Origin of the sequence: Gordonia tangerina (genome assembly GCF_021556435.1) — a bacterium.
In the GTDB taxonomy this organism is placed as follows: Bacteria; Actinomycetota; Actinomycetes; order Mycobacteriales; family Mycobacteriaceae; genus Gordonia; species Gordonia tangerina.
Genome location: NZ_JAKGCU010000012.1, coordinates 68,004 through 80,469, shown reverse-complemented (window position 1 = coordinate 80,469; position 12,466 = coordinate 68,004). Strand labels below are relative to the sequence as shown.

Genomic DNA, 12,466 nt, shown 5'->3' with positions numbered 1-12,466 from the left:
CGGGTGCGAGATGGGCGAAATGCGAGTCGTGGGCATTCGGGTCGAGCCGCCGCAGAGCCAGCCGGTGCTGCTCCTGCGTGAGGTGGATGGTGAACGGTATCTGCCGATCTGGATCGGACAGAGCGAGGCCGCATCGATCGCCTTGCAGCAGAAGGGTATCGAGCCGCCACGTCCGCTCACCCATGATCTGATCGTCAACTTGATCAACGACTTCGGCAAGACGCTGCGCGAGGTCCGCATCGTCGACATGCAAGAGGGCACCTTCTACGCGGAGATGGTCTTTGCCGACGAATTGCGGGTCTCCGCGCGCCCGTCGGATTCGATCGCGGTCGCCATGAGGGCGGGAGTGCCGATCGTCGCCGACGAAGACGTACTGACCGAGGCGGGACTGCTCATCCCCGACGAGAACGGCGACGAGGACGCTCCCGCGGAGGCCAAAGAGGACGAGGTCGAGAAGTTCAAGGAATTCCTCGACAACGTCTCGCCGGACGACTTCAAGGCGAGCGGCGGGGCGTAGCGCGTTGATGGCGCCCAACGCTGGATCGGTTGCCGAGAACAGGGGCGAACGACCCAGATCACGGAACGGACACCGCCGGGTCACTGTTTGCTCGATCTCAAGTAGAGGTTGAGGTTACAGGGCGAGTCGCGTTGATTCCGCCCTCGCGGGCCGCATACCGTCGACACGTCGCCCGAATTGAGCGGGGACGAAGGATGATCGTCTGTCAGGCGCGTACTGTTGTAGCAGTCTCGAGGGAAACCTCGAGCTGACGTGTCTGTCGAGTCGATCCTGGCGTTGCGAGGGAGTCTGCAGTGGGCGATCAGCCGTTCGACGACGAAATGCCGTCACCGACCGAGGTGACCGCGGCCGACGGCGAGGTCGACAGCGACCGCACCGGGGCGTCGAACTCGGGTGCCGCCACGCAGGGCAGTCTCGATGACATCGCGCCCGGCATCTTTCCCAACGACACCGTGCCGGACGAGCTGGTGGGCTATCGCGTGCCCAGTGCGTGCCAGATCGCCGGAATCACCTATCGGCAGCTCGACTACTGGGCCCGCACGTCGCTGGTGGTGCCGTCCATTCGCGGCGCGGCAGGGTCGGGCAGCCAGCGTCTGTACTCGTTCAAGGACATCTTGGTCCTCAAGATCGTGAAGCGATTGCTCGACACCGGGATCTCGCTCCAGAACATCCGGGTCGCGGTCGACCACCTACGTCAGCGTGGGGTGGAGGATCTGGCCCGCATCACCCTGTTCTCCGACGGCACCACGGTCTATGAGTGCACCTCGGCGGAAGAGGTCGTCGACTTACTGCAAGGTGGCCAGGGCGTCTTCGGGATCGCTGTCAGCGGTGCCATGCGTGAACTGACCGGAACCATCGCCGACTTCCCCGGCGAGCGGGCCGATGGCGGTGTCACCGAGACCGCGCCAGAAGACGAACTGGCCGCGCGGCGCAAGAATCGGACCCGTCGGACCGGCTAGAGCCCTCGGGCCGGTCAGGGTGCCGAGGCATCAGCGGCCCATGCACTCCTGCCGGACCGATCGGCGCAGTGTGGCGCAGCGTCAATCCATCGGCGAAACCCGGATGAGGTTGCCGTCCGGATCGGCGGCCACGAATGTTCGGCCGAAGACGTCGTCATAAGGCTCCTGCACCACTCGGACACCTGCCGCCGCCCACCGCGCATGGATCGCGTCGATCGCGGACGCCGCGCCGGGAATCATCAGCCCGACCTCGCACGTGCGCGGGGTGGCAGGAACCGCGTGGTCACTACGACCGGTCCACAGGGCGAACAGAACCCCGGGTGCGACCTCGAAGGCGACATAGCGAGGACTCACGAATTTCGGCTGTACATCGAACAATTCGCAGTAGAACGTGGTTGCGGCCTCAGCGTCGCGGACGTAGATCAGAAACAGGTTCGGTGCGGGCATCAGGGCGCTCCTCGGGTCGTGGGTGATGACGCCACGCCAGTAGATCAGCGAATCACGACATCGACTGTCAGGTTTTGTCGGGCCGGATCGCGTCGTCGCCGGAGACGGGCGACCTGCGCCGTGGTCATGCCCACGTATACTGAGGTCGCGCCGCTGCGTCTCGGGAGAGAGTCACCGCCACATGGGCGGAGGCCGCCGAAGGAGCAACACCTCCTCGTCAAACTCTCAGGCACCCAGGACCGTGATGTTGACGGCGTCTCTGGAAAGTGAGTCGGGGCAACCCGGTTCCGCCCACGGTGAAAGGTCGACTACCGGCCGAATCTCTCAGGCGCCCAGCTGTCCGTTCGCGGATCGACAGGCATGACAGAGGGGGAGGGCCGCAGACCGCCGAGAGGTTGACCTGTCATGCCCGCCACGCCCGTCTCTGCCGCCTTCGTCGATCGCCACGTCGGCCCGAATGCCACCGAGACCGAACGTATCCTCGCCGCGATCGGCATCTCGTCTCTCGATGAACTCGCCGCCCGGGTGGTCCCGGCGGTCATCGCCGATGAGCCGGACTCCAACGGTCTGCAGTCGTTGCCGCCCGCGGTCAGCGAGCACGACGTGCACGAACAACTCGCCCACCTCGCGGGCCGCAACACCGTCGCCCGCTCCATGATCGGGCTGGGCTACCACGACACCCATACCCCGCCGGTGATCCTGCGCAACGTGCTGGAGAACCCTGCGTGGTACACCGCCTATACGCCCTATCAGCCCGAGATCAGCCAGGGTCGGCTCGAAGCGTTGCTCAACTTTCAGACCATGGTCGCGGATCTGACCGGGATGGAGGTCGCCAACGCATCGATGCTCGACGAGGCGACCGCTGCGGCCGAGGCGATGACGTTGCTGAGACGCGCAGGCAAGTCCCGATCACCACGGTTGGTGGTCGATGCCGACCTCTTCCCACAGACGCGCGCCGTGATCGACACCCGCGCTCAACCGCTCGGGATCGAGGTCGTCGAGGCCTCGCTGCATCCCGCGATGCCGGACTGCGGTCTGCCCGAGGGAGACTTCTTCGGTGTGATCATGCAGGCACCCGGGGCGTCGGGCCGCATCCTGGATGTCGGCCCTGTCATCGACGCCGCGCATGCGCGCGGGGCTCTGGTCGCAGTGGGGGCCGACCTGCTGGCAGCGACCCTGATCACGCCACCGGGTGAGTTGGGCGCGGATGTCTGCTTCGGCACCACCCAGCGCTTCGGCGTGCCGATGGGATTCGGTGGACCGCACGCCGGCTACCTGTGTGTGCGTTCGACGCATGCGCGTCAACTGCCCGGCCGTCTGGTGGGTGTTTCGAAGGATGCCGACGGCAATCTCGCTTACCGCCTGTCGCTGCAGACCCGGGAACAACACATCCGGCGTGAGAAGGCGACCAGCAACATCTGCACCGCGCAGGTGCTCCTGGCGGTGGTGGCCGCGATGTACGCGTCCTATCACGGGGGCGACGGATTGCGGGCGATCGCTCGTCGCGTCCACGAACATGCGGTGTTCCTGGCCGACAGTCTCACCGTTGCGGGGTTTTCCATCGCCCACTCGTCGTTCTTCGACACGATCGTGGTTCGTGCACCCGGGCAGGCCGACAGCGTGATCGCACATGCCAAGCGCGAGAACGTGAACCTGCGGCGGATCGACGGCGACACCGTGGGTATCGCGTGCGACGAGACCACCACCGCAGCCGATCTCGCTGTGGTGCTGCGTGCGTTCAGTGCCGAAGGTGTTCGCCGACATGCATTTTCACAACCGATCGAGACCCGTGACACCGAATTCCTGACGCATCCGGCGTTCAACAGGTACCGCACCGAAACGGCGATGCTGCGCTATCTGCGTGCGCTCTCCGACAAGGACATCGCGCTCGATCGCAGCATGATCCCACTGGGTTCGTGCACCATGAAGCTCAATGCCACCGCGGAGATGGAACCGATCACCTGGCCCGGCTTCGCGCGCCTGCACCCGTTTGCCCCGGCGGCCGACACGGTCGGCATCCGCGAGGTGATCTCCACCCTGGAGGACTGGCTGGTCGCCGTCACCGGCTATGACCGGGTGAGCGTGCAGCCCAACGCGGGCTCGCAGGGCGAGTTCGCCGGGTTGCTGGCGATCCGCCGATACCATCTCGGGCGCGGTGATACCGGCCGCGACGTGTGCCTGATCCCATCGAGCGCGCACGGCACCAACGCCGCATCGGCGGTTATGGCCGGGCTGCGCGTGGTGGTGGTCGGTTGCCGAGAGAACGGCGACGTCGACGTCGACGATCTGCGCGCCAAAATCGACAAACACCGAGATGCGCTGGCCGCCATCATGATCACCTACCCATCGACCCATGGCGTCTTCGAGCACGACATCGAGGAGATCTGTGCGGCCGTGCACGATGCGGGCGGCCAGGTGTATGTGGACGGTGCGAATCTGAACGCCCTGGTGGGTGTGGCCCGTCCAGGACGATTCGGCGGCGACGTGAGTCACCTGAACCTGCACAAGACCTTCTGCATCCCGCACGGGGGTGGCGGCCCGGGTGTGGGGCCGGTCGCGGTGCGGTCTCACCTCGCGCCGTATCTGCCCGGTCATCCCCTCGCCGACGACCTCCCCGGGGACTCGACGATCTCGGCGGCGCCGTACGGATCGGCCTCGATCCTGCCGATCACCTACGCCTACATTGCGATGATGGGCGCCGACGGGCTGCGTCGAGCCACCCTCACCGCGATCGCCTCGGCCAACTACATCGCGCGGCGTCTCGGGGATCATTACCCGGTGCTGTATGCCGGCGAGAATGGTCTGGTCGCCCACGAGTGCATCCTCGACCTTCGGCCGTTGACGAAGGAGACCGGCGTCACCGTCGACGATGTGGCCAAACGACTGGCCGACTACGGTTTCCACGCTCCCACCATGAGCTTTCCGGTGGCGGGAACACTGATGGTGGAGCCGACCGAGAGTGAGAATCTCGACGAACTCGACGCGTTCTGTGACGCAATGATCGCCATCCGCGCCGAGATCGACCGCGTCGCAGCTGGGGAGTGGCCAGCCGACGACAACCCGCTGCGCGGGGCACCGCACACCGCCGAGGCGTTGGTCGGCGACTGGGATCACCCCTACTCCCGAGAGGTGGCGGTGTATCCGCTCGGCCTCCCGTCGGCGGGTGCTCGCGCCAAGATCTGGCCCGCGGTCCGACGGATCGATCAGGCCTTCGGCGACCGCAACCTCGTGTGCAGCTGCCCGCCCATCGAGGCCTTCAGCAGCTGATCTCGATACGCCACTCACTTCGTTCGCGGCTACTCGATCAGCGGGTGGGGCCACTCACTACGTTCGCGGCTACTCGATCAGTGGGTGGGGCCACTCACTACGTTCGCGGCTACTCGATCAGTGGGTGGGGCCACTCACTACGTTCGCGGCTACTCGATCAGCGGGTGGGGCCACTCACTACGTTCGCGGCTACTCATCGACGGGGTACGCCGGGTCGTTTGTCGGTGGTGAAGGTGGCCGGGTCGAATGTCGGTGGTCGAGTAGCCCCGAGCCGCTAGGCGAGGGGTGTATCGAGACCACGGCACCTCAGTCCGAAGTCCTCACCCCGCCGTCACCGGCCCGCTGTCGGGCCCGTAGACGAGCCGATTGATGGCGACCGTTGCCGCCGTCTCGGGAATCGGCATCGGGTTCTCGGTGAGCGGGAATGTGACGGTGGCGGTCTTCTCGGGCATCGGCGCGTCACCGCGGAACCCCAGTGCCGTCAGCGTCGCGAGATGTTCGGGCTGGCTGGCGAAGGCAAAGAACTCGGCCACCGCATCGGTCTGTTCGGCTGCGACGCCGTCACCGGTGAGTCGGACGATCGGATAGTCGGCGATCGGGGTCGGACCTCCAGGGATCACCTCGGCGAGACGTGGGGTGGTGTCGTCGCGGGTCAATTGATACAGCGACTGTTCCGTGATGGCCACGGCATGAATGGTGGCGTCGGCCGGGTCGGACGCATCGGCCATCAGCCGAGCTGCGCCGACCGGCGTCCCGTCGGGCGACTGCGGTGCACCCGACGACATCGCTTCGATACTCGAGGCCACCCGCGGCGAGTCCGCGTCCTGTTCGGTGAGCGGACCCATGGTCCGGGTGACCTGCATCGCCACCGCCTGCGCAGCCAGCGCCGTCGCGTCGGACTGCGCACCAATCGGCATCGCCAGGCGAATCGAACCCCAGCTGCCCAACCCGAAGGCGCCCAACGAGGCATCGCGCTGTTGCAGCGTCGGCAACTGTTGCCAGTCGAGTTCGCCGTCGAACGCCTCGGCCAACTCCGGGGCGGTGGCCAACACCACCGGCGAACTGACCAGTGAGGACGGAGTGCCGTCGACGATGTCGGGGCGCGCGCTGACCAAATCCGCCGCCCAGATCGATGACTGCGGCACCCACGCCGCAGGCCGGGCGCCGAGCGCGGCGGGATCCCAGGCGCCGGCCAGACCGTCCAGGGTGACCTTCGCGTCGCCGGGCCGGACCTCTACGACCACGCAGTGATCACGCACCACCGGCCCGGTTTTCGAGTACTCGGCAGCGATGGTGCTCAACGCATCGGCGACATCGGGGTCGGCGATGATCGGAACGGTGGTACGACCTTCGACACAGTTGCCGGCGGCTTGCTCACCTTGCCGGTCGATACGGTCGCCGAGTTGGAACCACACCACGACCACGGCCGCTACGAGGACGACGGTCAGCAGTGCGCCGACCAGACCTCGACTGACCCCCCGACCACGCATCGATGCGCCACGGTCGGTGCTGCGATGGTGAGCCAACCCCCCGCCTTCCGCTCTTCGGGCATTCGCCGTCTGTCACCCCGATCCGACTGTGATCGGGGTGACAGATGACGACGATAGCGGACATCGTCCCGGCTGACAGCATGGTGGCCTGCCGACCATCCGTCCGCGGACGGCTGTCCGGGCATCGGTCAGCCGTTGGCTGCTTTGTACTCGCGGCGCTTGGCGTGCAGGATCGGCTCGGTGTATCCGCTGGGCTGGGTGGTCCCCTCCAGGATCAGTGCCTTCGCGGCCTGGAACGCGATGTTGGAGTCGAAATCCGCAGCCATCGGACGGTAAGCGGGGTCGTCGGCGTTCTGTCGGTCGACCACCGGGGCCATCCGCTCCAGCGAAGCGACCACGTCGTCGGCGGTCACGATGCCGTGATGAATCCAGTTCGCCAGCAACTGGCTGGAGATGCGCAGGGTGGCGCGGTCTTCCATCAGTGCGACGTCGTGGATGTCGGGCACCTTGGAGCAACCCACACCGTGGTCGATCCAGCGCACCACATAACCCAGGATCGACTGGCAGTTGTTGTCGAGTTCCTGCTGCTTCTCCTCGGCCGACCAGTCGGTCTTCGGTGCGAGCGGAATGGTCAGGATGTCGTCGACGTCAGCGGGGTCGCGCTTGGCGATCTCGTCCTGACGTTCGAAGACGTCCACGAGGTGATAGTGCATCGCGTGCAGCGTCGCAGCTGTCGGTGACGGGACCCAGGCGGTCGTGGCACCGGCCTTCGGCTGGCCGATCTTCTGCTCGACCATGTCGGCCATCAGGTCGGTCATGGCCCACATGCCCTTGCCGATCTGCGCCTTGTGCTGCAGTCCGGCGGCCAGGCCGGTGTCGACGTTGAAGTCCTCGTAGGCCGCGATCCACTTCTGCTGCTTCATCTCACCCTTGCGGATCATCGCGCCGGCCTCCATGGAGGTGTGGATCTCGTCGCCGGTCCGATCGAGGAAGCCGGTGTTGATGAAGACCACGCGATTCTCGGCGGCCTTGATGCAGGCCTTCAGGTTGACGGTCGTGCGACGTTCCTCGTCCATGATGCCGACCTTGAGGGTGTTCTCCGGCAGTCCGAGCACCTGCTCGACGCGACCGAACAGCTCGACGGTGAACGCCACTTCGTCGGGTCCGTGCATCTTCGGCTTGACGATGTAGATCGAACCGGTTCGTGAGTTCTGCACACCGGCCTCGGTGGACAGCCCGTGGATACCGGCCAGCGAGGTCACCAGTGCATCGAGGATGCCCTCGGGGACTTCGTTGCCGTCGGCGTCGAGCACTGCCGGGTTGGTCATCAGGTGACCGACGTTGCGCACGAACAGCAGTGAACGGCCGTGCAGATCGAAGCCGGAACCATCGGGTGCGGTGTACTCACGGTTGGCGTGCAGCGTGCGGGTGAAGCTCTTGCCGCCCTTGCTCACCTCTTCGGCGAGATCACCCTTGTTCAGTCCCAGCCAGTTGCGGTAGCCGAGCACCTTGTCGTCGGCGTCGACGGCGGCCACCGAGTCCTCGAAGTCCATGATCGTGGTGATCGCCGACTCCATCACCACATCCTTGATGCCTGCCGGGTCGGTCTTTCCGATGGGCGATTCCGGATCGATCTCGATGTCGAGGTAGAGGCCGTTGTGGCGCAACAGGATCGACGACGGTGACGACGGTTCGCCGCGATAACCGGCGAACGCCGAGGGGTCGGCGAGGGTGGCGGTCTTCTGATCGGCCAACGTGACCTGCAGTGCTCCGTCGACGACCGCGAACGCCGCCACGTCGGTGTAGCTGCACTGCTCGAGCGGCACCGCCTGGTCGAGGAAGGCTTTCGCGTAGGCGATCACCTTGTCACCGCGCACCTGGTTGTAGGACGAACCCTTTTCGGCGCCGTCGGTCTCGGGGATCACGTCGGTGCCGTAGAGCGCGTCGTAGAGCGACCCCCACCGTGCGTTGGATGCGTTGAGGGCGAACCGGGCGTTGAGCACCGGCACCACGAGCTGCGGTCCTGCCGTCTCGGCGATCTCGCGGTCGACGTTCTCGGTGGCGATCTGGAAATCGGCCGGCGGCTCGACCAGGTACCCGATGTCGGTGAGAAACTTCTTGTAGGTGGCGAAGTCCCCGGCACCGTCGTTGTCCTTGTGCCATTGGTCGATCTTGGCCTGCAGATCGTCGCGTACGGCGAGCAGTTCCCGGTTGCGCGGGGCAAGGTCGCCGATGACCGATGCGGCGCCCGCCCAGAAGCTGTTCTGGTCTACACCGGTACCGGGCAACGCCTCGTTGTTGATGAAGTCATACAGGACAGTGGCGACCTGCAGTCCATTGACGTTGGTCCGGTCAGACATGACAGCCTTTCTCCTACGGTGAATCGACCCCACCATGCTACTCGCCGGTAATCGGCGCTTCGCGGGGATCCCGTCCGGTCTGTCCGAGCAGGTGACGACACCGTTCGGCCACCGCGGCCCGAAGGATCTCGCCGGCGGTCGCGATCTCGGATTGTTCGCGCACATACTGCGCTCGACCGGCGGGGGTCTCTATCGGCACCGGGTCATAGCCCAGCTCGCTCAGATCGTAGGGACTCGCCCGCATGTCGAGTTCGCGGGCGCGCAGCGCGAGAGCGAAGCAGTCCAGGGTCAGGTCGGAGTCGATCAACGGTGCCAGCGTGAAGCACGCCCGGTACAGGTCCATCGTCGCGTGCAGACAGCCCGGCTGCTCATCGGCGAGCTGATGGTCGCGGGTCAGTTTGGCTTCGTTGTATGGCCGCGCGAGCGGTGTGAAGAACCGGAACGCGTCGAAATGAGTGCAGCGCAGTGGCATCTCGTCGACCACCGCATCGGTTCCGGCGGCCCCGAGGCGTAGCGGAAGGTCGTGGCGGAGATCGTCGGTGCGGTAGACCATCGCCCATTCGTGCAGGCCGAAGCAACCCAGCCGCGCAGGACGCGAGGCCGTGGCACGTAGCAGCGCTTCGGTGGCGGCCAGAGTGCCCGTCCGCGCGCGCAGGTGATCGGGGTCCACCGACACCCCGCCGGCCACGCGCCGATAGCCACGCAGGGGCAGGTATTCGTCGGCGTCACCGAGCACGACGCCGTAGCCGGGATGCCAGCGCTGCACATGCGCCGGCCGTGACGAGTAGTACGTGAACAGGAAGTCGATCACCGGGTGCTTCGACCCGCTCCGGCGCTCGCGCAGATAGTCACCGATCAACGCCTCGACTCGATCGCGATGACTCTCACGCAGCCCGATCCACTGACGACGAGTAAGCACCCCGTCGACACGGGTCTCGGCGGCCGACCCCGTCGTCATACCCGATGGGTCTCGTCGCGGACGTTGCCGACGAATTCCTCGACCAGGTCGGCGAGCGCGACGACTCCGATGGTGCGGCCGCTCTCGTCGACCACCGCGCCCAGGTGCGAGCTGGTGCGGCGCAGTGCGGAGGTGGCCTCCTCGAGCAGGGTGGATGACGCGATGACCGGTAGCGCGCGGATCTTGGAGATGCCGATGATCGTGTCCGGTCCGATCCGCTCGTCGAGAATCTCGTCGAGGACGTCCTTGAGGTGCAGGTAGCCGGTGAGTGTGCCGTCGGGCCCGCGGACCGGGAACCGGGAGAACCCGGTGTCACTGACCGCGCGCTCCACCGACCCGAGTGTGGGCCCGGTGCCGCCGGTTTTCTCGTCCACCTCCATCGACACGCTGCGCAGCGTGTCCAGTGGAATCATCACTTCACCGACGGTCCGGCTGACCGACTGCAGCGCACGGGTCAGCCGTTCATGTTCTTCGGCGTCGATCAGTCCTTCCCGCTTGGACTCGACGATCATCTGGGCCAGTTCCCCCGGGGAGACGCTGGAGGCCAGTTCGTCCTTGGGTTCCACCCGCATCAAGCGCAGCGAGATGTTGGCGAGCCAGTTGTAGAACGTGATGAGCGGACGCGCGATCCGGATGAACATGAGGTGGGCCGGTACCAGCAACATCGCCGAGGTCTCCGGGCCGGCGAGCGCGATGTTCTTGGGCACCATCTCGCCGATGAGGATGTGCAGCACCACCACCAGCGACAGCGCGACGGTGAACGAGATCGGATGCAGCAGGGCATCGGGTACGTGTACGAGATGAAGGGGTCGCTCGATGAGATGGGCGACCGCCGGCTCGCCCACCCGGCCGAGCAGGATGGAGCAGATGGTGATGCCCAGCTGCGCGCCGGCCAGCATCAGCGACAGTCGCTCGCCGGCGCCGATCACGGTCCGCGCACGCTTCTTCCCGGCCTCTTCGAGGGCCTCGAGTCGATCGCGACGTGCCGAGATCAGCGAGAACTCGGCACCGACGAAGAATGCGTTGCCGCCGAGGAGCACCACGGTGAGCAGCACCGCCCAGAGATCACCCATGGGTCGGCGCCCCTGCGCGGGTCGCGTCGCCGACCGGCTGTAGCGAGACGACGTCGATTCGTCGGCCGTCCATCTGGGTCACCGTCGCCCGCCAGGAGACGTCGTCGCTCTCGGCCGGTTCGTGTTCGTCGTCGTCGGCGTCGATGGCGGGGGTACGGTCGGGCAGTTCGACCGTGTCGCCGACCATCGGTATGCGGCCCAAGCAGAACATGACCAGACCGCCGAGCGTGTCGTAGGACCCCTCCGGAGCACGGTAGCCGGTGGCATCGGCGACCTCGTCGATCCGGAGCAGCCCCGAGCACAGGTAGCCCGCGCCGTCCTCGGCGACGTCGGCGCGTTCGCGGTCGTGCTCATCGGTGACGTCGCCGAGGATCTCCTCGATCAGATCCTCGGTGGTGACGATGCCTGCGGTGCCGCCGTACTCGTCGATCACCACGCAGACCTCCATACCGTCGGCGCGGATCCGCTCCATCAGTGCGTCCCCGTCGAGGCTCACCGGCACCCGCGGCACCGTCCGCGCGATCGAGGCGACGGTGGTGTGCGCGGCGCGCTCGGGACTCACGGTGAACGCCTGCTTGATGTGGACGACGCCCACCAGGTCGTCGAGGTCCCCGTCGATCACCACGGGGAAGCGAGAATGCCCGGTTCGCGACGACGCCAACACCAGATCGCGAATGTTGTCGTCACGGTCGAGGCATTCGATGGTGACGCGCGGTGTCATCAGGTCCTCGGCGGTCAGTTCACCGAATCGCAGGGAGCGGTCGACCAGGGCGGCGGTGCCGGCGTCGATGGAACCCTCGCGGGCGGAGTTGCGCACCAACGACACCAGCTCCTGAGGCGACCGAGCCGACGCGAGCTCCTCGGCGGGTTCGATGCCCAGCCGGCGCACCACCCAGTTCGCGGACCCGTTGAGGCCGTTGATCGCCCACCGGAACGCGGCCGAGAAGATCGTCATCGGGCCCGCGGTGGCACGGGCGACCGCCAGCGGCTTCGCGATCGCCAGGTTCTTGGGGATCAACTCGCCGAGGACCATCGACAACGACGTCGCGATGACGAGTGCCAGGACGAGGGACACCCCGTCGACCATGGATTCGCCGAGCCCCAGCCCGGTCAGGGCGGGGGAGAGGATCCGGGCCAGGACCGGTTCGGCGATGTAGCCGGTGATCAGTGTGGTGATCGTGATTCCGAGTTGGGCGCCGGAGAGCTGGAACGAGAGCGTGGAGTGCGCGCGCTGGACCAGCCGGGAACGGCGGTCGCCGCGAGTGTCGACGTCGTCAGAGATGGTCGACCGCTCCAGTGCGGTCAGCGAGAACTCCGCGGCAACGAAGAGCGCGGTCCCCAGGGTGAGCGCGAGGAAACCGACGAGACTGGCGACGAGGAGGAGGATCTCCAACC

General features: G+C 66.4%; 9 protein-coding genes and 1 riboswitch. Of the genes, 3 read left to right on the top strand and 6 right to left on the bottom strand.

The window, feature by feature from the left end:
• Positions 1–10: 10 nt before the first annotated feature.
• Both L1892_RS14065 and L1892_RS14060 read left to right on the top strand, forming a co-directional pair.
• Entirely contained in the window at positions 11–517 is a 507-nt protein-coding gene (locus tag L1892_RS14065; protein WP_235724230.1) for a bifunctional nuclease family protein, read from the top strand.
• Between the two features lie 293 nt (positions 518–810).
• Complete coding sequence (locus L1892_RS14060; protein WP_235724229.1) at positions 811–1,476, top strand: MerR family transcriptional regulator; 666 nt, start codon at positions 811–813, stop codon at positions 1,474–1,476.
• 81 nt (positions 1,477–1,557) lie between these two features.
• On the opposite strand, the gene L1892_RS14055 is transcribed toward L1892_RS14060, so the two are convergent.
• Positions 1,558–1,923, bottom strand: a complete 366-nt coding sequence (locus L1892_RS14055; protein WP_235724228.1) for a VOC family protein — start codon at positions 1,921–1,923, stop codon at positions 1,558–1,560.
• A gap of 151 nt (positions 1,924–2,074) precedes the next feature.
• Positions 2,075–2,175: riboswitch (glycine riboswitch) on the top strand.
• A 153-nt stretch (positions 2,176–2,328) separates the two neighbouring features.
• On the opposite strand from L1892_RS14055, the gene gcvP reads away from it, so the two are divergent.
• Complete coding sequence (gcvP, locus tag L1892_RS14050) at positions 2,329–5,190, top strand: aminomethyl-transferring glycine dehydrogenase (RefSeq protein WP_235724227.1); 2,862 nt, start codon at positions 2,329–2,331, stop codon at positions 5,188–5,190.
• Positions 5,191–5,510: 320 nt separating this feature from the next.
• Here gcvP and L1892_RS14045 read toward each other — a convergent pair whose 3' ends face one another.
• The 5 genes from L1892_RS14045 to L1892_RS14025 form a co-directional block, all read right to left on the bottom strand.
• Positions 5,511–6,716: a substrate-binding domain-containing protein gene (locus L1892_RS14045; protein WP_235724226.1), complete on the bottom strand. Its 1,206-nt coding sequence runs from the start codon at positions 6,714–6,716 to the stop codon at positions 5,511–5,513.
• Positions 6,717–6,868: 152 nt separating this feature from the next.
• Complete coding sequence (locus tag L1892_RS14040; protein WP_235724225.1) at positions 6,869–9,040, bottom strand: malate synthase G; 2,172 nt, start codon at positions 9,038–9,040, stop codon at positions 6,869–6,871.
• A 37-nt stretch (positions 9,041–9,077) separates the two neighbouring features.
• Entirely contained in the window at positions 9,078–9,998 is a 921-nt protein-coding gene (locus tag L1892_RS14035; protein ID WP_235724224.1) for a 3-methyladenine DNA glycosylase, read from the bottom strand.
• Entirely contained in the window at positions 9,995–11,071 is a 1,077-nt protein-coding gene (locus L1892_RS14030; RefSeq protein ID WP_235724223.1) for a hemolysin family protein, read from the bottom strand. Before L1892_RS14030 ends, L1892_RS14035 begins: the two co-directional genes overlap by 4 nt.
• The gene (locus L1892_RS14025) at positions 11,064–12,464 is read right to left on the bottom strand and encodes a hemolysin family protein (RefSeq protein WP_235724222.1); all 1,401 of its coding nucleotides are present in this window, start codon (positions 12,462–12,464) and stop codon (positions 11,064–11,066) included. The genes L1892_RS14030 and L1892_RS14025 overlap by 8 nt, the downstream gene beginning before the upstream one ends.
• Between the last annotated feature and the right edge of the window lie 2 nt (positions 12,465–12,466).

What these genes read in the sequence shown, in the direction of transcription:
- L1892_RS14065 (WP_235724230.1), top strand. Translation starts at nt 11, where the DNA reads ATGGGCGAAATGCGAGTCGTGGGCATTCGGGTCGAGCCGCCGCAGAGC.
- L1892_RS14055 (WP_235724228.1), bottom strand. Translation starts at nt 1,923, where the DNA reads ATGCCCGCACCGAACCTGTTTCTGATCTACGTCCGCGACGCTGAGGCC.
- gcvP (WP_235724227.1), top strand. Translation starts at nt 2,329, where the DNA reads ATGCCCGCCACGCCCGTCTCTGCCGCCTTCGTCGATCGCCACGTCGGC.
- L1892_RS14040 (WP_235724225.1), bottom strand. Translation starts at nt 9,040, where the DNA reads ATGTCTGACCGGACCAACGTCAATGGACTGCAGGTCGCCACTGTCCTG.
- L1892_RS14035 (WP_235724224.1), bottom strand. Translation starts at nt 9,998, where the DNA reads ATGACGACGGGGTCGGCCGCCGAGACCCGTGTCGACGGGGTGCTTACT.
- L1892_RS14030 (WP_235724223.1), bottom strand. Translation starts at nt 11,071, where the DNA reads ATGGGTGATCTCTGGGCGGTGCTGCTCACCGTGGTGCTCCTCGGCGGC.